This window comes from Shewanella ulleungensis (genome assembly GCF_014648315.1).
GTDB lineage: Bacteria > Pseudomonadota > Gammaproteobacteria > Enterobacterales > Shewanellaceae > Shewanella > Shewanella ulleungensis.
Genome location: NZ_BMQW01000014.1, coordinates 69694 through 92444, shown reverse-complemented (window position 1 = coordinate 92444; position 22751 = coordinate 69694). Strand labels below are relative to the sequence as shown.

General features: G+C 42.4%; 23 protein-coding genes. All 23 read left to right on the top strand.

All coding sequences use genetic code 11. The features are described 5' to 3' along the window. On the top strand, positions 1-809 hold an 809-nt coding region (locus tag IEY40_RS18765; protein ID WP_188958929.1), incomplete at its 5' end, for a flagellin. Between the two features lie 217 nt (positions 810-1026). Then, the gene (locus IEY40_RS18760; protein ID WP_188958927.1) at positions 1027-1455 is read left to right on the top strand and encodes a flagellar protein FlaG; all 429 of its coding nucleotides are present in this window, start codon (positions 1027-1029) and stop codon (positions 1453-1455) included. A gap of 100 nt (positions 1456-1555) precedes the next feature. Then, a complete protein-coding gene (fliD, locus tag IEY40_RS18755) occupies positions 1556-2917 on the top strand; it encodes a flagellar filament capping protein FliD (RefSeq protein WP_188958925.1) in 1362 nt (453 codons plus the stop codon). Positions 2918-3031: 114 nt separating this feature from the next. Beyond that, positions 3032-3352 carry a flagella biosynthesis chaperone for FliD, FliT gene (locus IEY40_RS18750; protein WP_188958923.1) on the top strand — a complete coding sequence of 107 codons (321 nt, stop codon included), beginning with the start codon at positions 3032-3034 and terminating at the stop codon, positions 3350-3352. An 8-nt stretch (positions 3353-3360) separates the two neighbouring features. Then, positions 3361-3765 carry a flagellar export chaperone FliS gene (gene fliS / locus IEY40_RS18745; protein WP_188958921.1) on the top strand — a complete coding sequence of 135 codons (405 nt, stop codon included), beginning with the start codon at positions 3361-3363 and terminating at the stop codon, positions 3763-3765. Positions 3766-4192: 427 nt separating this feature from the next. Beyond that, entirely contained in the window at positions 4193-5623 is a 1431-nt protein-coding gene (locus IEY40_RS18740; RefSeq protein ID WP_188958919.1) for a sigma-54 dependent transcriptional regulator, read from the top strand. 507 nt (positions 5624-6130) lie between these two features. Continuing rightward, positions 6131-7354: a sensor histidine kinase gene (locus tag IEY40_RS18735; protein ID WP_229777164.1), complete on the top strand. Its 1224-nt coding sequence runs from the start codon at positions 6131-6133 to the stop codon at positions 7352-7354. Further along, positions 7347-8696 carry a sigma-54-dependent transcriptional regulator gene (locus IEY40_RS18730; RefSeq protein ID WP_188958917.1) on the top strand — a complete coding sequence of 450 codons (1350 nt, stop codon included), beginning with the start codon at positions 7347-7349 and terminating at the stop codon, positions 8694-8696. The genes IEY40_RS18735 and IEY40_RS18730 overlap by 8 nt, the downstream gene beginning before the upstream one ends. 188 nt (positions 8697-8884) lie before the next feature. Beyond that, positions 8885-9226, top strand: coding sequence for a flagellar hook-basal body complex protein FliE (gene fliE / locus IEY40_RS18725; RefSeq protein WP_160054603.1), 342 nt, complete (start codon positions 8885-8887; stop codon positions 9224-9226). Between the two features lie 72 nt (positions 9227-9298). Beyond that, complete coding sequence (fliF, locus tag IEY40_RS18720) at positions 9299-10978, top strand: flagellar basal-body MS-ring/collar protein FliF (RefSeq protein WP_188958945.1); 1680 nt, start codon at positions 9299-9301, stop codon at positions 10976-10978. Next, positions 10971-12017: a flagellar motor switch protein FliG gene (gene fliG / locus IEY40_RS18715; RefSeq protein ID WP_188958915.1), complete on the top strand. Its 1047-nt coding sequence runs from the start codon at positions 10971-10973 to the stop codon at positions 12015-12017. The genes fliF and fliG overlap by 8 nt, the downstream gene beginning before the upstream one ends. Before the next feature lie 83 nt (positions 12018-12100). Continuing rightward, positions 12101-13267: a flagellar assembly protein FliH gene (fliH, locus tag IEY40_RS18710; RefSeq protein WP_188958913.1), complete on the top strand. Its 1167-nt coding sequence runs from the start codon at positions 12101-12103 to the stop codon at positions 13265-13267. Next, the gene (fliI, locus tag IEY40_RS18705; protein WP_188958911.1) at positions 13264-14604 is read left to right on the top strand and encodes a flagellar protein export ATPase FliI; all 1341 of its coding nucleotides are present in this window, start codon (positions 13264-13266) and stop codon (positions 14602-14604) included. Before fliH ends, fliI begins: the two co-directional genes overlap by 4 nt. A gap of 3 nt (positions 14605-14607) precedes the next feature. Continuing rightward, positions 14608-15054, top strand: a complete 447-nt coding sequence (gene fliJ, locus IEY40_RS18700) for a flagellar export protein FliJ (RefSeq protein WP_188958909.1) — start codon at positions 14608-14610, stop codon at positions 15052-15054. Positions 15055-15490: 436 nt separating this feature from the next. After that, entirely contained in the window at positions 15491-17149 is a 1659-nt protein-coding gene (locus IEY40_RS18695) for a flagellar hook-length control protein FliK (RefSeq protein ID WP_188958907.1), read from the top strand. Positions 17150-17241: 92 nt separating this feature from the next. Then, positions 17242-17760, top strand: coding sequence for a flagellar basal body-associated protein FliL (fliL, locus tag IEY40_RS18690; protein ID WP_188958905.1), 519 nt, complete (start codon positions 17242-17244; stop codon positions 17758-17760). A gap of 29 nt (positions 17761-17789) precedes the next feature. Continuing rightward, positions 17790-18818, top strand: coding sequence for a flagellar motor switch protein FliM (fliM, locus tag IEY40_RS18685; protein ID WP_188958902.1), 1029 nt, complete (start codon positions 17790-17792; stop codon positions 18816-18818). 10 nt (positions 18819-18828) lie between these two features. After that, complete coding sequence (gene fliN, locus IEY40_RS18680; RefSeq protein ID WP_188958900.1) at positions 18829-19212, top strand: flagellar motor switch protein FliN; 384 nt, start codon at positions 18829-18831, stop codon at positions 19210-19212. A 72-nt stretch (positions 19213-19284) separates the two neighbouring features. After that, positions 19285-19686 carry a flagellar biosynthetic protein FliO gene (gene fliO / locus IEY40_RS18675; RefSeq protein ID WP_428848172.1) on the top strand — a complete coding sequence of 134 codons (402 nt, stop codon included), beginning with the start codon at positions 19285-19287 and terminating at the stop codon, positions 19684-19686. Between the two features lie 17 nt (positions 19687-19703). After that, positions 19704-20447: a flagellar type III secretion system pore protein FliP gene (gene fliP / locus IEY40_RS18670; protein WP_188958943.1), complete on the top strand. Its 744-nt coding sequence runs from the start codon at positions 19704-19706 to the stop codon at positions 20445-20447. Positions 20448-20459: 12 nt separating this feature from the next. Beyond that, positions 20460-20729, top strand: a complete 270-nt coding sequence (gene fliQ, locus IEY40_RS18665) for a flagellar biosynthesis protein FliQ (protein WP_188958896.1) — start codon at positions 20460-20462, stop codon at positions 20727-20729. Positions 20730-20732: 3 nt separating this feature from the next. Continuing rightward, positions 20733-21536 (top strand): flagellar biosynthetic protein FliR, encoded by an 804-nt coding sequence (gene fliR / locus IEY40_RS18660; protein ID WP_188958894.1) that lies wholly within the window; start codon positions 20733-20735, stop codon positions 21534-21536. A gap of 9 nt (positions 21537-21545) precedes the next feature. Beyond that, entirely contained in the window at positions 21546-22679 is a 1134-nt protein-coding gene (flhB, locus tag IEY40_RS18655; protein WP_188958892.1) for a flagellar biosynthesis protein FlhB, read from the top strand. Positions 22680-22751 lie beyond the last annotated feature (72 nt).

Here is a 22751-nt window from a genome sequence, read left to right as displayed (position 1 = left end):
TGCAAACTGAATTAACTCGAATTGCCGATACCACATCATTTGGTGGTCAGAAATTATTAAATGGTAATTTTGGCACTAAATCTTTCCAGGTGGGTTCAAATGCCAATGAAACGATTTCTGTTACTTTGGGTGACGTTTCTGCCGATAATATAGGTAAGGAAGGGAAGACTGTTGCAGGTACATATACCGCCGCAGAAACCACCGCGGTTATCGCAGACGGTACATATTCTTTTGCTTACACCGCTGAAGGCGGAAGTGCTGAAACACTGAAACCTGATTTTACAAATGTTACGGATGCAGCTGGTGCAGTCGATGCAATTAACAGTGCCTTAAACGGTGCCTCGCAGACAACGGGTGTATTTGCTGAACTAGATGCTGCGGGAACTGGCTTTAGTTTAAAAGGAATATTAAATAACGGGGACACTCTAGCTTTAACTGAAGCAGTAGCAGCTTCTTCATCATACACTGTTGGTGCTGCTGATTCTGCTAACTTAACATCCAGAGTGAGTGATATTGATATTACCGATTATGCCGGCTCGCAAAATGCAATCACTATTATTGACGCAGCATTAGCTGATATTGATAGCCAACGTGCTGACTTAGGTGCCGTTCAAAACCGCATGAATTTTACCATCAGTAATTTAGGTAATATTGAATCGAACGTGACAGATGCGCGTAGCCGAATTCAAGATGTTGACTTTGCCTCTGAAACGGCTCAATTAACTAAGCAACAGATTTTGTCACAAACATCGTCAGCAATGCTTGCTCAGGCTAACCAGATACCTCAGACAGCCCTATCACTTCTATAATAGGCCAACTATAATAGTCTCGACTATTAATAGCGATAAGCTAGTGTAAAGGTAACAGATAGGGAGGATCGCTTGCGATACTCCCTTTTATGTTTTAAAAACGAGAATAAAGTAAAAATTTAACCCAATTAGTCTGATTGAGTACATCAATCTTAAGACGATAGCAGTAAACTGGTGTGGAATTTGCTTTGTTTTATTAGGTCAGTTGAGGTGTATCATGGATGTCAATGTAACAGCATCGAACAGTAATCTGCATAAAGAGGGTTTGACCCACTCAGTTAACCGGCCCGTCGATAGGCAGGTGGGCAACCAGTTTGATAAGCAACCTAGTGTTGTGAACGCAGCAGTTTCGAGTGACGGTATTCAAAAAGCCGCTGACAGTGTTCGCACCACCGAGCAAGTCAATGCGACGACTCAAGTTGATGCAGAAGAGCTTAATAAAGCCGTAAATGACATTACCGAAAGCATGAGTATGATGCAAAAAGGTTTAGCCTTTAAAGTGGATGAAGACTTAGGCATTCAAGTTGTAAAAGTGATTGATGTCACCACTGGTGAGTTGATTAGGCAAATGCCAAATGAAGAAGCCTTAGAAATTGCTAAAAAGTTAAACGAAGTCACCGGTTTGTTGATGAAAACTGAAGTGTAGTTTTAAAGCAAATTACAATGTTATTTGTGTTACAGCCATTTAGGTTTTCGTGACACTAATGAGTTTTATCGATAACCGTATATTGTAAGTTGAGGGTATTATGGCATTAACATCAGTAGGCATTGGTTCAGGCATAGATATTGGAGGTATTGTTACCGCGTTAGTTGAAGCCGAAAGCGCAGGTAAAATAGCCAAATTCGATGCGAGTGAAGGCACCATAACGGCAAAAATCTCCGGTATTGGTTCATTAAAAAGTGTCATGTCAGAATTTAATGATAAGTTGGCTACACTCATGGATGCTGATACCTTTGGCAGTCAGAAGGTCGCGTTATCAAATAAAGACTATTTGACAGCTACTGTTGATTCAACTGCCGTCTCAGGGAAATATCAAGTTAAAGTTGAGCAACTTGCCCAAAGTCAAAAAGTAGGATCTGCAGTGGTGGGTGACAGTGCCAGCACCATAGGTACTGGCTCGTTAGCTATTGCGGTTGGCAGTAATAGTTTTAATATTGATGTAGAGGCTACGGACACCTTAACTGAAATCATGAACAAGATTAACAGTTCAGATGATAACGATGATGTCACCGCCACCATTATTAACGGTGAGTTAGGGCCGCAGCTGGTATTAGGCTCTAAAAATACTGGTTTAGACAATACTATTAGTGTTACAGCGACTGATACTGACGGTAATACTGGTTTAGCTGATACCTTTACCATGACAGAATTAACCCCTGCTAAAAATGCCATTGCTTATGTTGATGGAGTTAAAATTGTTTCTCAATCAAATGATATCGATGAGGCTATTACAGGTGTGTCACTATCACTAACGGCAGCAGACATTGATAAAACAACGACACTCACTGTTAGTCGTGATACAACAAAAACTAAAACGGCAATTGAAGGCTTTGTTGAAGCATATAATAGTGTAATGAGTACTATTAAAAGTCTTTCAAGTTATGATCCTGATACAGAGCAAGCGGGTGTTTTGCAAGGTGACTCTTTGCCTCGGAGCATTCAAAGTCAAATGCGTAACATGCTAACAAGTCAGTACAGTACATCTGATGGCGACAAAATGCTAGCGACTCTTGGTATCACAACTACTCGCGAAGGCCTTCTTGAAATTGATTCAGATAAGTTAACCGAAGTGATTGCCAGCGATACAGGTGCTATTGCTGAAATGTTTAGTGCTGAAGATACTGGCCTTGCAAGTAAAATGTCTTCATATATGGATATTTATGTGAAATCAGGTGGTCTTTTGGAAAGTCGAGACTCGTCTCTCGATGATCAGTTGAGCCGTTTAACCGATAGTCGTGATGCTTTAACAGCCCGGATGGAGGCTTACAGCGATCGTCTTTATGCACAATATAATGCCATGGATTTGGTTGTAGCGAGTTTAAACAGCACCTCTAGTGATTTACAGTCTCGCTTAGATTCATTACCAGGTTTGGTGAATAACAACTAAAATTTGAAGTTTAACCTAATTACATTTGATTTTAGAATGCTAATGGGTATTAAATAAAAAGAACATTTAATAGATAGATTAACGTGTTAATACGAGGTTTTTTTGACAAACTCAATGACAGAAATTAATAACATCAATAATAAGCTGATGTTTGTTATTGATAAAATTGAAAAATCTAAAGCTGAAGATGAAATTGTATCGGATATGGTATCAGAATTGCATGTGTTAATTGAGGCGCGTCAAAAGTTATTGCATGTCCTAGTGTCTGACACAAATTTTACTGACAGAGAAGTACTTGAACAACAGTTTGATTTGACTCAGACATTGATAAAGCGAAGCCGAAAAATAATGGATTTTAGACAATCCTTATTGCAGGCAGGCAATACCACAAAACGCCAAATTAATGTATATAAAGAAATAGATTCAAATAGGTAGGTGTAATTATGCGCGGTTCAATGCAATCATATCGTAAGGTTTCTGTTGACAGCAACATGGCTGTAGCAACACCACATCGTATTATTCAAATGTTATTAGCGGGTGCTTTAGAGCGCTTAGCTCAAGCTAAACTAGCAATAGAAAAAGGTGATATTGCCAATCGCGGTTTACTGATAGGTAAAGCTATTGGAATTGTTAACGGTTTAAATGGCAGTTTAAACATGGATGCGGGAGCTGAAGTTGCCGGTAACTTAACTCAGCTTTATGATTTTATGCTAATAAGAATGTCTGAAGCTAATATGAACAATGACCCTAAAGCTATAGATGATGTTGTGTCGATTTTAAAAACCATTAAAGAAGGTTGGGATGCTATTCCACAAGATCAACATCACCTGACTTCTGAAGCAAGTTAATCGTTACAGCATTGTGTATTTAAACTAAAAAGACGCTTAGCGTCTTTTTTGCTATTTGGGCAAAGTCATGATTTTGTATCAGTTGTTCATATAAGCGCAACGCTACTTAATCGTGTTTAGCGTGGATTTTCTGACTGAAAAAACAGCATTTTCATTAAAAATGTGCCTTGATGTAGATAAAATGTAACTGTTGCTTGCTTATGCCACGCTGATAATACAATATTTATTAGGAAACCTCGTTTGCCTTGCTTTTAAAGTGGCAGATTAACGTGCCGATTTAGCAATAATGATAGAATATTGTAATGTTGTCAGTTTTTTGGCGACCTTCTTGGCTACTATTTTTGATATAATGTACTTTGGTTTATGTGGCTGTTTGCGGCATAATTATCCCGGATAAAACCTATAACAAGAGCTTTTGGCCTTCTGAATGATGCAAATAGAACAAAGAATTTTAATTGTCGGTACCCCATCAGAGCGCGTGACTCGTTTGTGCTGCATTTTCGAATTCTTGGGTGAGCAGTGCGAAATCGTCTCTAACCAATCTTTATTGCCATTAATTGAGCAATCGCGTTTTCGTGCCGTGGTGATTGTTAATGACAATATCAGCGAAGATAGCATCAAAAATATTGCCGCTATAGCACCTTGGCAACCTATGCTGTTGCTTGGTGAGTCAGAGGTGCATTTGTCTAATGTACTGGGGCAAATAGAAGAGCCGATTAACTACCCACAATTAACCGAGTTATTGCATTTTTGTCAGGTCTTTGGCCAGGCCAAACGCGAACACACCTTAACCAGTGGTAATCAAACCAAATTATTTCGCAGCTTAGTTGGCCGCAGTGAAGGCATTGCCAACGTAAGGCATTTAATTAATCAAGTGTCTGGCTCTGACGCCACCGTGCTTGTACTGGGCCAGTCGGGTACCGGTAAAGAAGTGGTCGCGCGCAATATTCACTATTTATCTGAGCGTCGTGATGGACCGTTTATTCCGGTTAACTGTGGTGCTATTCCGCCAGAATTACTTGAAAGTGAATTATTTGGCCACGAAAAAGGCTCGTTTACAGGCGCGATATCTGCCCGTAAAGGCCGATTTGAGTTAGCCGAAGGCGGCACGCTGTTTTTAGATGAAATTGGCGACATGCCCCTGCAAATGCAAGTTAAGTTATTACGGGTATTGCAAGAGCGCGTGTTTGAGCGTGTTGGTGGCAGTAAAACTATTGCAACAGATGTGCGTATTGTGGCTGCAACCCATCGTGATTTAGAAACGATGATCACTGAAAATGATTTCCGTGAAGATTTATATTACCGCCTCAATGTATTCCCAATTGAAATGCCAGCATTAAGTGAGCGTCGTGATGACGTGCCCTTGTTATTACACGAGTTAGTGAATCGAGTATTTAACGAAGGCCGTGGTAAAGTGCGCTTTACTCAGCGCGCCATTGAGTCGTTAAAAGAACATAATTGGTCTGGTAACGTACGCGAACTGTCTAATCTGGTTGAACGGTTAACGATTCTGTATCCAGGCGGCTTAGTTGATGTAAACGATTTACCGCATAAATACCGTTACATTGATGTACCAGAATACTGCGTTGAAATCAGCGAAGAGCAACTCGAACGTGATGCGCTCGCATCGATATTTAGCGATGAGATGCCCGTCGATATTCCTGAAACTCGATTCCCGAGTGAGTTACCCCCAGAAGGGGTTAACCTTAAAGATTTACTGGCTGAGCTCGAAATTGACATGATCCGCCAGGCATTAGAGCAACAAGACAATGTCGTCGCCCGCGCCGCAGAAATGCTCGGTATTCGTCGGACCACATTAGTTGAAAAAATGCGTAAATACGGCATGAGCAAAGAATAACCGTTAGCTGATTATTGAATTGATTCGTCATTAGCTATTCTATCTAAAAACACATCAGCAGATGTGTTTTTTGCTTCTAGATTCTAGATTCTAGATTCTAGATTCTAGATTCTAGATTCTAGATAGTAGATAGTAGATAGTAGATAGTAGATAGTAGATAGTAGATAGTAGATCTCGGGACACAGGTGTTGCACCACCACGCACGTCATCCTCGAGTGCTTTAATCGGGGATCCAGGTGTTTCTATTGACTTAGATTTTAGCGCCCATTTCTTAGGACCTAGGACCTAGGTCCTCGCATCTTGCTCCCCCGCGCACGTCATCCTCGAGTGCTTTAATCGGGGATCCAGGTGTTTCTGTTGACTTAGATTCTAGCTCCCATTTATTAGACCCAAGAACCGCCCTAGCACCTCGAACCTAGCACCTCGCTCCCCCTTAATCGTAGATTATCGCCTTGGCACACTTAATGCATCCAGTTAGTCAAATGTAATTCTTTTGACGGAGTGGCCATGTATTCAGCTCGAGTGTTATCAAATCCGCGTTATGCGGTGGTTGAGTTGCCGATGACTGCATCGCTTTCTGCCACCCCACTTATTGCCACACCTTATGCAGCTGCTCAGGCTGCGGCTCATACTGATTATCGGCCGAGTGAGAGTGCCATACGTCAAAGCATTGCACATGCTAAAACACCGGTATTTGCGCCGGTTGTTAGTGCTTATTCAAGTAAGGCTGCCAATATGTCTAATCAAATGGCGCATATTCTTCAGGCTATGCCATCAGGCGTGGTGATTATTGATGGTGATGGCGTGGTTACCCTAGCAAACCCTGTTGCCACTGAACTATTAGGTCGTCCACTACAAGGGGCGCGTTGGTTTGATATTATTCATCGCGCATTTGCGCCGCAAGACGATGATGGCCATGAAGTGTCGCTTAAAAATGGCCGTAGGGTTAAATTGGCGATTACGCCGTTAGCACCAGAGCCAGGCCAATTAATCGTAATAACAGATTTAACTGAAACCCGCTTATTACAAAAGAATTTATCTCATTTACAGCGCTTATCATCACTGGGCAAAATGGTGGCTACGTTAGCACATCAAGTGCGTACGCCATTGTCTGCCGCATTACTTTATGCCTCAAATCTGGCTAGTCCAAAATTAACTGATGCAGCGCGAACCAAGTTTCAATCTAAGTTGGTTGACCGCTTAAACGAGTTAGAGCGTCAAGTTAATGACATGTTATTGATGGCCAGAGGCCGTCAAGATAGCATGGCTGAATCAGTCACTATGGATGACATTATTACCCAGGTGATGGCTAACTGTGAGCCTATAGCAGATAAAAAACAGTGTGAGTTGGAATCTGAAGATACCTCTCATTCCAGTATGCTAGCCAATGCCAATGCGTTAAGTTCTGCGGTGAATAACTTAGTGATGAATAGCCTTGAAGCTGGCGCGACTAAAATTAAAGTGTCTGCCAGTGAAACCGTTGACGGGCTATTATTAGATGTGATTGATAATGGCAAAGGGCTCGACCCGGCAATGCAGAAGCAAGTGCTAGAGCCTTTTTTTACCACTAAAAGTCAGGGCACAGGCCTTGGATTAGCTGTGGTGCAGTCTGTGGTACGTAATCATGGTGGGCATATTCAACTATCGTGCAAACCAGGTATGGGTTGCCATATTCGATTGATTTTCCCACACGCTAAACAAGCGCATCATCAGGAGGTGACACATGGCTGAAGCACATATTCTATTAGTTGAAGATGATGCAGATTTGCGCGAGGCATTACTCGACACCTTGTTGTTAGCTCATTATGAGTGTGTTGATGTTAGCAGTGCTGAAGAGGCAATCATTGCTTTAAAAGCTAATCAATTTGATATGGTGATCAGTGACGTACAAATGGACGGCATTGGTGGCATGGGCTTGTTGAGTTATTTGCAGCAACACCAGCCTAAATTACCGGTATTACTGATGACGGCTTATGCCACGATTAACAGTGCTGTCAGCGCGATGAAATTAGGCGCAGTAGATTACCTTGCCAAACCTTTTGCGCCAGAAGTGTTACTCAACCAGGTGTCTCGTTATTTGCCGTTAAAGCAAAATCACGATAAGCCAGTGGTTGCTGATGATAAAAGTTTGGCGTTATTGGCATTAGCCCAACGTGTTGCTGTGTCTGAAGCCTCGGTGATGATCATGGGCCCAAGTGGCTCTGGTAAAGAAGTCTTAGCGCGTTACATCCATCAACATAGTCAACGTAATGGGCAGCCATTTATTGCGATTAACTGTGCCGCTATTCCTGAAAACATGCTTGAAGCAACGCTATTTGGTTACGAAAAAGGCGCGTTTACGGGCGCGTATCAAGCATGCCCTGGTAAATTTGAACAGGCCCAGGGCGGCACATTATTACTGGATGAAATATCTGAGATGGAGCTTGGTTTACAAGCCAAGTTATTACGCGTATTGCAAGAACGTGAAGTTGAACGTTTAGGTGGCCGTAAAACCATTAAGTTAGATGTACGCGTATTAGCAACCTCAAACCGCGATCTAAAAGCCATGGCAACGTCTGGTGAGTTTAGAGAAGATTTATACTATCGCATCAACGTATTTCCGTTAACTTGGCCGGCACTACATCAACGCCCTGCAGATATTTTACCGCTTGCACGCCATTTATTGGCTAAGCATGCCAAAGCCTTGAATATGATGTCAGTGCCTAAGCTTGATGATGCTGCAACTCGACGTTTATTAACATATCGTTGGCCAGGTAACGTGCGCGAGCTTGATAATGTCATCCAGCGCGCACTCATTTTACGGGTGAATGACGATATTGGAGTCAACGACATCATCATTGATTCTGCAGACGTAAACCTATTACCTAACGATAATTTTGATGTTGATAAGTCTGGTGATGTTGATGGTTTAGGCGATGAGCTTAAAGCTCAAGAGCACGTGATTATTTTAGAAACCCTGAATCAATGTCAGGGGAGTCGGAAAATGGTCGCTGAAAAACTCGGCATTAGTGCGCGGACATTGCGTTACAAGATGGCTAAAATGCGCGATATGGGTATTCAATTACCAGCGTAATATTATTTATTTTAAATGTAATTAACTGATAATATTAAGTTAAATAAAAAGCAACTTATCTACATAGCTGTAGGTAAGTTGTTTTTGTTGTTATTGTCCCTTCTGTTTTGCATCTTGGCATCTATATTGCTTTAACTCCTTATAAGATAATTGTTGTCGTCAAAAAGTCGACGAAAGGGAGTGACACCATGCAGATTAGCGCCAATCCATTATTACAAGAGATGCAATCGCTTCGTGGCGAAATCGCCCCTTCTATTGGTTCATCAATTGCCCCTAACTTGACTCAGCAAGTGAATAACACCACAGGTGCTGATTTTAGCCAGCTGTTATCGCAAGCGGTCGGCAGTGTGAATGGACTGCAACAAACATCATCGAGTTTAGCTTCACGCCTAGACATGGGCGACACCACAGTGAGCTTGTCTGACACCGTTATCGCCCGTGAAAAAGCTGGTGTGGCATTTGAAGCCACTGTGCAAGTGCGTAATAAGTTAGTTGAAGCGTATAAAGAAATCATGAGTATGCCTGTTTAGTCGCTGTCGGTTTTAAGCGCTAGGTAATTCCAAACATCAGACATATAGCAGGTACATATTGTGAGCACAGACATAATGGTAGGTTCAGATTCAACAGTTGACGCCGGTGTCCAGCAGGAGAATAAGTCAGGGCTAATGGGCAGCGTCGGCGGGGCTGACATGATGCGCCAGGTGATCATGATTTTGGCTTTGGCTGTGTGTCTTGCATTGGCTGTTTTTGTGATGATGTGGGCACAAGAGCCGGAATATCGCCCATTGGGTAAAATGGAAACGGCTGAAATGATCCAGGTACTTGATGTACTGGATAAAAACCAAATTGATTATCAAATTAATGTTGATGTTGTCAAAGTGCCTGAAGACAAATATCAAGAAGTGAAATTACTCTTAAGTCGTGCAGGCATTGAAAGCAGCACTCAAACAAATGATTATTTAAGTCAAGACAGTGGTTTTGGTGTGAGTCAGCGTATGGAGCAAGCGCGTTTGAAGCACAGCCAGGAGCTAAACTTAGCCCGCGCCATTGAAGAGCTTAAAAGTATTAGCCGCGCTAAAGTGATTTTAGCCCTACCAAAAGAAAACGTCTTTGCCCGTAATGCATCAAAGCCAAGTGCAACCGTTGTTGTTAGCGTGCGCCGTGGCGGATTAGGCCAGGAAGAGATTGATGCAATTGTTGATATCGTTGGCTCTGCAGTGCAAGGCCTTGAGCCATCTCGTGTTACCGTCACCGACTCAAACGGTCGCTTATTAAATTCAGGTAGCCAGGACGGTACATCTGCTAGAGCGCGCCGCGAACTGGAATTAGTACAGCAAAAAGAAGCAGAATATCGTCGTAAAATTGAATCGATTTTAATGCCAATTTTAGGCCCAGAAAACTTTACCTCGCAAGTGGATGTCAATATGGACTTCACCGCGGTAGAGCAAACAGCTAAGCGTTTTTCACCTGACTTACCGGCTATTCGTAGCGAAATGACCATCGAGCGTAACTCTTCGGGTCAAAGTTCTGGCGGTATCCCTGGTGCACTAAGTAATCAACCGCCAATGGAATCTGATATACCAGAAGTTGCGGGCGAGGCTAGTTCGTCAACTGTTTCTGGTGATATGTCTAAAGAGGCGACTCGCAACTATGAGTTAGACACCACGATTAGCCACACTCGCCAGCAAATTGGTGTGGTGCGCCGTGTTAGTGTGTCGGTAGCGATTGACTTTAAACCGGGTCAAGTTGATGAAAATGGCCAAGTGTCTCGAGTGCCTCGCACGGAAGAAGAGTTAACGAATATCCGCCGTTTACTTGAGGGGGCAGTAGGTTTTAGTACTCAACGTGGTGATGCGCTTGAGGTTGTCACTGTTCCATTTATGGATCAGTTAATTGAAGCACTACCAGAGCCTGACATGTGGGAACAACCCTGGTTTTGGCGCGCCATTAGATTAGGGTTAGGTGCTTTGTTAATCTTAGTGTTGTTTTTAGCTGTGGTTCGTCCTATGTTGAAGAAGCTTACTAATCCGCAAGGCACAGATATGCCTGCCGAAACTCGTCCTGGTCATGAGTTAGCTGAAATTGAAGATCAATATGCGGCTGACACTCTAGGTATGCTCAATTCCAAAGAAGCCGAATACAGTTATGCAGATGATGGATCAATTCAAATACCTAATCTGCATAAAGATGATGATATGATTAAAGCAATTAGAGCACTCGTGGCCAATGAGCCTGAGCTTTCCACTCAAGTAGTTAAGAATTGGTTACAAGACAATGGCTAATGAAAAAGAAAAAGAAAAGGCAAAACCTGCAGCATTTGACCCTGAGTCTCTTAGTGGCGTTGAAAAAACCGCTATTTTGCTACTCAGCTTAAGCGAAGCCGATGCTGCGTCAATTTTAAAGCACCTAGAGCCTAAGCAAGTGCAAAAAGTGGGTATGGCGATGGCTGCAATGGATGACTTTGGTCAAGAAAAAGTCATTGGTGTGCACAAGTTATTTCTGGATGATATTCAAAAATTCTCTTCAATTGGCTTTAATAGCGAAGAGTTTGTGCGTAAAGCATTAACCGCCGCATTAGGCGAAGACAAAGCCGGTAATTTGATTGAACAAATCATTATGGGCAGCGGTGCTAAAGGGCTAGACTCATTAAAATGGATGGACGCTCGCCAAGTTGCGACCATTATTCAAAACGAACATCCACAAATTCAAACCATTGTGTTGTCTTATTTAGAGCCCGATCAAGCGGCTGAGATTTTTAGTCAGTTCCCTGAAAACACTCGTTTAGACTTAATGATGCGTATTGCTAATCTTGAAGAAGTTCAGCCTGCGGCCTTGCAGGAATTGAATGACATTATGGAGAAACAATTTGCCGGTCAAGGTGGTGCACAAGCGGCGAAAATGGGCGGCTTAAAAGCGGCTGCAAACATTATGAATTATCTCGACACCGGTGTTGAAAGTCAGATCATGGAAACCATGCGTGAGTCTGATGAAGAGATGGCGCAGCAAATTCAAGATATGATGTTTGTATTTGAAAATCTTATTGATGTTGATGACCGTGGTATTCAAGCCTTGTTACGTGAAGTACAGCAAGATGTGCTAATGAAAGCTCTGAAAGGGGCCGATGAAGCCTTGAAAGAGAAAATACTTGGTAATATGTCTAAACGTGCTGCAGAATTATTACGTGACGATCTTGAAGCTATGGGGCCAATTCGTATCAGTGAAGTGGAAGTGGCTCAAAAAGAAATTCTGTCTATTGCGCGTCGCTTAAGCGACAGTGGTGAAATTATGCTTGGCGGTGGCGGCGGAGACGAGTTCTTATAATCGTATAGCCAATAACGGCTTAGCAGCATTTGATCGCCGTTATTACCGATAGCTAATTTACTAAACAATACAAGTGATTGATTATGTCTGAATCTAAGTCGTCTAAAAATGTCCTCAGTGTCGATGATGAAGTTGAATTCAGTCATTGGCAGCTTCCTGATATCACCCGAGATCAAAGCCAAGACCCGTCCAATATGTTTGGTAAGTCGTCTCAGCCTTACCAAGCTAAAACCGTGACTGCAGAAAAATCAATGTCTCCGCCAACCATGGCGCAAATTGAGGATATTCGCGCGGCTGCGGAACAAGAAGGATTTGAGCAGGGCAAGCAAGACGGTTATCAACAAGGTTTAGAGCAAGGCCGTTTAGAAGGCTTAGAGCAAGGCCACAGTGAAGGTTTTACTCAGGGTGAACAGCAAGGCTTAGAAGCAGGGCAGGTTGCGGTTAATCAATTGATTGAGCAATTGACACAGCTCATCACTCAGTTCGAACAACCGCTAGCAGTGTTAGACTCTGAAATTGAAGCTGAGTTACTGGCGATGACAATTAGCTTAGCTAAGTCGGTAATTGGCCATGAATTAAAAACACATCCTGAGCATATTTTGTCTGCACTTCGTCAAGGTGTTGACGCACTGCCATTAAAAGAGCAAAGGGTTAAGCTGCGTTTAACTCAGCACGATGCCGACATAGTGTCGCAAAACTACCCGCAAGAGCAGCTGCAAAAAAATCAATGGCAAATCGATATTGACCCAACATTATCAAACGGTGATTGCGTGATTGAAAGCGTGCGGTCATCAGTCGACTTACGGGTTGAACAACGCATTGAGCAAGTGTTTACTGAGCTTGAAGAGCAGGCTACCCAACTCACTAAAAATGCCCAACAGTTAAAAGTGACCACTCCCAATTATCAATCTTCTGAAGTTGATGATTTAGCTGCTTATTCACAAACAGCTGTTGAGCAGACTCATGATGCAGACAACCCTGTTGAAACGGCTCATGTTGAAAAAAATCAGGTTGATGATGAGATTACACCATCTGCAGATACAGTCACTGATATAGATGATCATACACAAATTGACTCTTCAATAATTGACTCTCCACAAATCGATCATATAGAAAATAGCCATGCGAAAGCGGCTTTATCGCCTGCCATTAATGAGCAACAACATGCTAATGAGCCACTGAAACAAGGCGCGATAACAGATGCTGCTAGCGATGGTGCAGTTTATGTCGATGCTAAGGACAATGGATGAGCCAGCGTCAACAGCAGTTGCTGAACAAATTTAACGTCCATCACAAAAAAGTGTTGCCTCTGCGTCCCGTTGCCAGTGGCCAATTAGTGCGTGTTGTGGGGTTAACCCTCGAAGCCACCGGTTGTCGTGCTCCGGTAGGCAGTTTGTGCTCAATTGAAACCATGGTTGGCGAGTTAGTGGCTGAAGTTGTCGGCTTTGATGACAAATTACTGTACTTAATGCCAATTGAAGAGTTGCGCGGTGTATTACCCGGCGCTCGAGTAAGGCCGTTAGGTGAGCAATCTAGCTTAAATGTTGGCTTATCATTACTTGGACGAGTGCTCGATGGCAGTGGTGCACCATTAGACGGTTTAGGCCCCTTGAATACCGATCAACAAGCGGCTCGTCACGGACCCAATATTAATCCTTTATCTCGTAGAGCCATTACCGAGCCTTTAGATGTCGGCGTAAGGGCGATTAACTCGATGCTAACCGTCGGTAAAGGTCAACGAATGGGTTTGTTTGCAGGTTCTGGTGTTGGTAAGAGTGTGCTACTTGGCATGATGACCCGAGGTTCTACAGCTGACATTATTGTGGTTGGGTTGGTGGGTGAACGTGGCCGTGAAGTTAAAGAATTTATTGAAGAGATTTTAGGTGAAGAAGGCCGCGCGCGTTCTGTGGTGGTTGCCGCGCCAGCAGATACATCACCGTTAATGCGTTTACGCGCCTGTGAAACATCGACACGTATTGCCGAGTACTTTCGTGATTTAGGCTACGATGTGTTACTGCTGATGGACAGCTTAACCCGTTATGCCCAAGCTCAGCGTGAAGTTGCCTTAGCCGTTGGTGAACCGCCAGCCACCAAAGGGTATCCGCCATCGGTGTTTGCAAAATTACCAAGATTAGTTGAACGAGCGGGCAATGGCGGCCCAGGACAAGGTTCCATTACTGCATTTTATACCGTATTGACAGAAGGCGATGATCAACAAGATCCGATTGCTGATGCTTCTCGTGCAATTTTAGATGGTCACGTTGTGTTGTCTCGCCAATTGGCTGACTCTGGGCATTACCCTGCAATTGATGTAGAAGCATCTATTAGCCGTGTAGCGCCAATGGTGATAAGTAGTGAGCATTTAGAGGCCATGCGCCGTGTGAAACAAATGTATTCGTTATACCAGCAAAATCGTGATTTGATTTCTATTGGCGCTTATTCACAAGGTAGCGATCCTCGCATTGATAATGCTATTCGCTTGCAGCCTGCAATGAATGCTTTTTTACGTCAGGGATTTAAAGACCCCGTGAGTTTCGACGAAAGTAAACTCATGTTGACGCAAATTGCCGCGCAATGCCAAGGCTAATCCATGGCTAAAACAGATCCGTTAGTCACCGTGCTTAAATTAGCTGTTGCCGCTGAAGAGAAAGCCGCTTTGCAATTAAAAGCGGCTCAATTTGAACGCCAAAAGCGCCAAGGACAGCTTGATGCGCTCAATAATTACCGCTTAGATTACATGAAGCAAATGGAAGGCCACACTGGCACCACATTACGTGCTAATCAATACCATCAGTTTCATCAATTTATCCGCCAGGTTGATCAAGCCATTTTACAACAAGTGGCCGTGGTTAAAGACGGCGAAAAACAAGTGGGTTTTCGACAGCACCATTGGCAGGAGACTCAACAAAAGCGCAAAGCGGTTGAAATGTTGTTGGCTAAAAAAGCCACCAAAGAGCAGTTAGCCGAGTCAAAACGCGAACAAAAAATGTCGGATGAGTTTGCGATGCAGCAGTATTTTCGTAATAAAATGAAGTAGTCCTCTGGGCGTCTATAAAGGTTTTATTGCCAGCATTTTATTATCAGAATTAAATTATCAGCATTTAATTTTTCAGCATCTGATTCGCAGTATTATATGGTTAACATTTAGCCCTTTATTTCTTCTGCTCTACCAATATGTTTATTGTCATTATCAGTATTATACCTTGTTTTTACTTTAGCCTTTTACTTGAGACTTTTAACGTTAGCGCACCAAATATTAGCGTGCTAAAAACAAGTGGCACTTTAATTGCTTGTTTTTGTGTATAGAAAAACAATTCGTCAGCGAAGTGACAGTACTAAATGGATAATTAAAGGCCATGTTGGTTACTGTGAAGCTATATACATACCAATGTTACAGTGCATTTTATGCTTGATATTGGCTTATTTCGTGATGATATTACACCAAACTTGATTTAATTTAAGTGGAGCCGATTATGCAGCAGATGAGCAATATCTTACTTAGCAACAGCAGTAAATCTGCCGATGTGGGTGCTAAAGGCCCCATGCAAGATGTTGAAAATACATCATTCTTATCTACTTTTAATCAGGCGAGCGAATCAAGTGCAGAAAGAAAAAACGCCAACGTTAAAGCCGTTGATTCAAATGTCGAAGCACCCATTTACGATGCCGATATCGAAAATGAACTTAATAAAACGGCTGAGCAACTTTCTGATGAAAACTCAGATGCAGAGATGATTTTTGCTCAACTCACTATGGCTGATAATTTGGGTAAGCGTCATCCTCGTGACGGAAATGAATTGCCGCATGTCGACAAGAACGCTGTTTATATAGAAAAGAGTGCCACTTTAGAACCTATTGTAAATTCACCCAGTACAGTGGGAGATAAATTAGACGACTTAACATTTGAACAAATTGACTTAGAGTCTCTAGATAGTAAAAGCAGTGAATTTAATGTCGATGAGTTATTTACTGAGACAATTCATGTGTCACCTGCATCTTCAACTTCACAAGCTATCTCTGAGCTTAATTCCGAACAATTAGCCAATTTAATGACATTTAATAAGCTTTCTAGCACTGAATTACAGGCACTAGATGCTCAAGCGTTAAATGAGTTAATAAGCGATTATAATTTACAAGTGCCAGTTGTTAATGAATCAATTTTAGCAATGGCTGAACTAGAATTAAATATCAATGATGATGCTTCAGTTAATGTGCTTAACTCTCAACAGCAAAGCGAGATAGATAAAGTACTTACTGCAAATACTACAGGTGTTGTTGCGGCGGATATCGATGCTGAATTGGCATCAACTCCAAATTCTGCAACACTTGCTGCAAATACGGCATCACCGTTTTCCGCTGAGCTAAGCGCGTCTAAATCTGAGCTGAATATGACATCGGCGTTGGCTGCAGACGCTAAATCTATCTTAGGCGATAAAACTCGGGTAGATGGCAATATTCAACCTACCGCAACAGATGTAAAAACGTTAGAGAAAGCGGAGTTTTCTGTGGTGTTAGACTCAGTTGCGGCCAAGCGTGCTAATGAGCCTAATGTAAGCGTAAACTCTGCTAATAACGGACTGGATATGTTTGCTGATGTCAGTGAGGTTGATAGTAAGTCTTTACAAAATCAAAGTAGCTTTACACCTGTGCACAAGAGTGAGGTACCGCAATTTCAACTCTCGTTGAGGCCACAGGCGGAAGCGGGCAGCCAGATGCAGGAGATGATCCAAAAGTTTTCGCCTGTAATGAAGCAACAGTTAATCACCATGGTGAGTAATGGTATTCAGCAAGCTGAAATTCGCCTTGATCCACCAGAGTTAGGTCATTTAACGGTAAAAATACAAATTCAGGGTGATCAAACTCAAGTGCAATTCCATGTTGTTCAGTCGCAAACACGTGATCTTGTTGAGCAAGCCATTCCGCGTTTGCGTGACATGCTTGCAAGTGAAGGTTTACAACTTACCGACAGCCAAGTATCGCAAGGCGGTAGTGGCCGAGAGCAACAACAGGAGTCATCTGAACATCAAGGCCAGGCATCAGATAGCCAATTGGACGAAATATCAGCACAAGAAGTCAGCTTGATGACAAATACATCAAGGAGTTTACATTCTGCTATAGATTATTATGCTTAAGCAGGTAACCTATACACATAATATGACTTTTTAATAACAATGGGTTATTGAGCTCGTCATCAAGTTAGTCACATTGTTTATTGGGAACCATTATGGCTGAAGAATTAGAGTTAGAAGATACTGCTACAGGCGGGAAAAAAAAGAATAAGCTGGTGTTATTTGGTGGTATAGGTTTGGTTGTGCTTTTATTAGCCGCTGGTGGTGCCTGGTTTTTTATGGGGTCTGATGAGCCTGCACCTGTGGCATCAAGTACTGATGCAACTCAGCCAGAAGCTGAGGCCGTAGTATCTGCTCAAGCTAATTATGTGGGAATGCCAAGACCGTTTTTATTTAACTTACCTGGTGTAGATCGCGCGCGGTTAGTTGAGATTAAAGTGCAACTGATGGTGCGCGGTGATGAAGACAGCATCCTAACCCAGAAACATATTCCTTTAATTGAAGATGCATTACTGACCACATTTAGTGGTGCAGATGTGCAAAAGCTCAGTACCCAAGCCGGTAAAGATGAGCTTCGTCAATTAGCATTACTTAATGTGCAAAATACGCTGCAACCCATAACGGGCAAAAAAGTGGTAGAAAAAGTCCTGTTTACTGGTTTTGTGATGCAATAACCAAATGCATTAACTGCTAAGGCTACGATGTGAGTGATTTATTAAGCCAAGATGAAATCGATGCGCTACTTCATGGAGTAGACGACGTTGATGAAGACGATATTGAGGAGAATAGCGAAGATGCGCGTTCTTATGATTTCTCGTCTCAAGACCGTATTGTACGTGGTCGTATGCCCACGCTTGAAATCGTTAACGAACGCTTTGCACGTCATCTTCGCATAAGCATGTTTAATATGATGCGCCGTGCTGCAGAAGTATCTATTAATGGCGTACAAATGCTTAAGTTTGGCGAGTATGTTCATACGTTATTTGTACCAACTAGTTTAAATATGGTGCGTTTTAGTCCTTTAAAAGGCACAGCCCTTATTACCATGGAAGCACGTTTAGTGTTCATTTTGGTTGATAATTTCTTTGGTGGTGACGGTCGTTTTCATGCCAAAATTGAAGGTCGTGAATTCACCCCAACAGAACGACGTATTGTTCAGTTGTTACTAAAAATCATCTTTGAAGATTACAAAGATGCTTGGGCGCCGGTAATGGATGTTGAGTTTGAATATCTTGACTCGGAAGTAAACCCTGCAATGGCTAACATTGTGAGTCCAACTGAAGTTGTGGTTATTAACTCGTTTCACATTGAAGTTGACGGTGGTGGCGGTGATTTCCATATTACCATGCCGTATTCGATGATTGAGCCTATCCGTGAATTACTAGATGCAGGTGTGCAAAGTGATAAGCAAGATACCGACATGCGTTGGTCGCAAGCACTTCGTGATGAAATTATGGATGTACAAGTTGGTTTTGATGCCAATATCGTAGAGCATGAAGTGACGTTGCGTGATGTGATGGGCTTTAAAGCGGGTGATATTATTCCTATCGACTTGCCTGAACATATTATGATGCGCATTGAAGACTTGCCTACTTATCGTTGTAAACTTGGTAAGTCACGCGATAATTTGGCATTAAAAATTAGCGAGAAAATAGCTCGACCAGAAACGGTCAAATCAGAACTCCAACTGGTTACGCGTAAAGGTAAGGCTCGTGAAATTTCAGATTTATAAGGTGATATAAATGAGTACAGAAGATACTGGTGACGATTGGGCTGCAGCAATGGCTGAGCAAGCATTAGAAGAAGCGCAGCAAGTTGAACTAGATGATTTAGTCGACGACTCGAAACCGATAACCAAAGAAGAAGCCGCAAAACTGGATTCGATTCTTGATATCCCGGTGACCATTTCAATGGAAGTTGGCCGAAGCTTTATTAGCATTCGTAATTTATTGCAGTTAAACCAAGGTTCTGTGGTTGAACTGGATCGTGTTGCCGGTGAACCGCTTGATGTGATGGTGAACGGTACGTTAATTGCGCACGGTGAAGTGGTGGTCGTGAACGATAAATTTGGTATTCGTCTAACTGACGTGATTAGCCAAACAGAGCGCATTAAAAAGCTTAAATAATCTTGATGAGCAAAACCGGCCTTGTACAGGTTTTGCTAAAGGTTCACAACACAAGGAATGACCGTGGCAAATATGATCTCAATGCTCAGTGTGATGGCCCAAGCATTGACCGATGCCGAAGTGCCTAAAGCTGCAACTACCGCTGTTCTCACTCGCACCTCAGATGTTTCTAATACTGCAACGCTTGCCAATATGGTGGGTGGATTAATCGTCGTGTTGGCGATTATTTTTGTATTAGCTTACATTGTTAAACGTTTAAATCTTGTGCCATCAAATGGTGGGGTCATTAAAACACTCGCGGTGACGCCCATTGGCCAACGGGAAAAAGTAGTGCTTATTGACGTTAATGGCCAGCAATACCTTCTCGGTGTTACTCCGCAAAGTATTAATCTCATCGACAAATTAGACACTGCGGTAGACGTGCCTGCGACTTCGTTTGCTAGCCGTTTGAAACAAGCCAAGGAACAGCAATAATGAATAAATACACCAGCATGGCGGTGATGGCTATTATGGCAATGGTCGGGGTATTAGTGACTCCTGATGCGTTCGCGCAGGATGGTATTTTACCCGCGGTTACGGTTACCACGGGTGCAGACGGGGCAACAGAGTATTCGGTAACATTACAAATTCTGTTGCTCATGACAGCGATGAGCTTTATACCAGCCATGGTGATTATGCTGACATCGTTTACACGTATTATTGTAGTATTGTCTATATTACGACAAGCATTGGGCTTACAGCAAACTCCATCAAATCAAGTGCTTATTGGTATTAGTTTATTTATGACTTTTTTTATTATGGCGCCGGTATTTGATAAGATTTATGTCGAAGCGGTCGAGCCGTATGTTAATGAAACCATGACCTTAACCCAAGCATATGATGTCGGAAAAGAACCAATTAAAACCTTTATGCTGTCGCAAGTTCGCACCACAGACTTACAAACCTTTATTGAAATATCTGGCTACAAAGACATCCAATCTCCAGAGCAAGCGCCGATGAGCGTCGTGATCCCAGCGTTTATTACCAGCGAACTTAAAACCGCTTTTCAGATTGGTTTTATGTTGTTTGTGCCATTTTTAGTGCTCGATTTAGTAGTCGCCAGTATTTTAATGGCTATGGGTATGATGATGTTGTCACCTATGATTGTATCGCTACCTTTTAAGATTATGTTATTTGTTTTAGTTGATGGTTGGGGCCTAGTGATGGGCACATTAGCGAATAGCTTCGGAATATAAGGCCGCCTATTTATGTCTCCAGAATCGCTAATTGATATCTTCAGAGAAGCATTATCGGTCATTGTGCTGATTGTGTCGGCGATTATTTTGCCCGGTTTGTTCATTGGTTTGATTGTGGCAGTGTTTCAAGCGGCAACTTCGATTAACGAACAAACCTTAAGTTTTTTACCTCGTCTTTTAGTGACTTTGTTTGCACTGATGTTTTTAGGTCACTGGCTAGTACAAACCATGATGGATTTTTTCCTTGAGATGGTAAACCTCATTCCTGTAGTGATAGGTTAAGTTATGGATATTTTGTTTGATGAAATCAGTCAAACAATTGCTGCATACCTTTTGCCGTTTTTTCGCATCTCATCGATGTTAATGGTAATGACGGTATTTGGTGCTAATACCACACCGTCGCGTGTACGTTTATTGCTGTCTGTTGCCATTACGGTCGCCGTTGCACCGGTATTGCCTCCTATTGAAGCCGTTGAACTCATGGCTTTTAGCTCAGTGTTTGTGATTGCACAACAAATTCTTATCGGTGTGTCGATGGGGTTTGTTACCTTAATGGTAATGCAGACATTTGTGTTAACTGGGCAAATTATTGGTATGCAAACCAGTTTAGGCTTCGCCTCTATGGTTGACCCGGGTTCTGGTGAACAAACCCCTGTAGTGAGTAATTTCTTTTTATTGCTTGCGACCCTGATATTTTTAGCCGTTGATGGCCATTTATTGATGTTCAGAATGCTGGTGGCCAGTTTCGAAACGATCCCTATATCAACTCAAGGTATTTCAATTGCCAATTATCGCGCGTTAGCTGAATGGGGCAGTTATATGTTTGGTGCGGCATTAACCATGTCAATTTCTGCGATTGTCGCCTTATTACTGATTAACCTCTCTTTTGGTGTAATGACAAGAGCGTCACCTCAGTTAAATATTTTCTCTATTGGTTTTCCCGTTACCATGGTCAGCGGTTTGCTGATTCTATGGCTAACCCTTGGCCCTATCATGGCGCATTTTGATGAAGTCTGGCAGGCCGCACAGTTGTTGATGTGTGACGTGTTACAACTTCAATGTCAAACTAACGCAACAATCGTGTTCTAAGGAGGGAAAATGGCCGAAAATGACAGTAGTCAAGAACGTACAGAAGAACCCACCAGTAAACGACTTGAACAAGCGCGTGAAAAGGGACAGGTCGCCCGCTCAAAAGAACTCGGTACCGCAGCGGTGTTATTGGCCGCATCCGTTGGTTTTGCTATGACCGGGCCTTCTATCGCAATTAGTCTTTACACCATGATGAAACAAATTTTCTCCATGGAGCGCGATCAAATATTTGATACTAATTCAATGTTTCGTGTTTGGGGCGTCGTCGGTAATGAGCTTGCCTGGCCATTATTAAGCTTTATTGCGTTATTGGCATTTGTGTCTTTTTTAGGAAATATTGTTTTAGGTGGTATGTCTTTTTCAGTCAAAGCATTTATGCCTAAAGGCAGTAAACTTAATCCGATGAATGGCTTTAAACGCATGTTTGGCACCCAGGCACTGGTCGAGTTAACAAAAGGTATTGCTAAGTTTTCTGTTGTCGCTTTGTCGGCATATTTTCTATTAACCTTCTATTTTTACGATATTTTAATGTTATCTAGCGACCATTTGCCGGGTAATGTTTACCATGCTTTAGATCTGCTGGTATGGATGTTTATTGTATTATGCAGTTCAATGCTGCTGATTGTGATTATTGATGTACCGTTCCAGATTTGGAACCACAATAAACAGCTTAAAATGACCAAGCAAGAAGTTAAAGATGAATATAAAGACACTGAGGGTAAACCTGAAGTAAAGGGTCGTATTAGGCAAATGCAGCATGAAATGGCTCAGCGTCGAATGATGACCGAAGTGCCCAAAGCCGATGTGATTGTGGTTAACCCAGAGCATTATGCTGTAGCGGTTAAGTATGATGTTACCCGTTCTTCAGCACCATTCTTAATCGCCAAAGGCGTAGACGATGTTGCGTTTAAAATACGAGAAATTGCTCGTGAACATAACGTCGCTATTGTTTCTGCGCCACCATTAGCCAGGGCTATTTACCATACCACCAAGATTGACCAACAAGTACCCGAAGGGTTATTTACGGCTGTTGCGCAGGTATTAGCCTATGTATTTCAACTTCGGCAGTATCAAAAAGGTAAGGGGCGCAAACCTAAACCTATTCCTTACAAACAACCTATCCCTGATGATTTAAAATATTAAAATCCGCATGCTATTTCGATAATGCCATATATGGCTTAATTCTTGCTTTGTAAGTTTATTCGCGTCAATTAA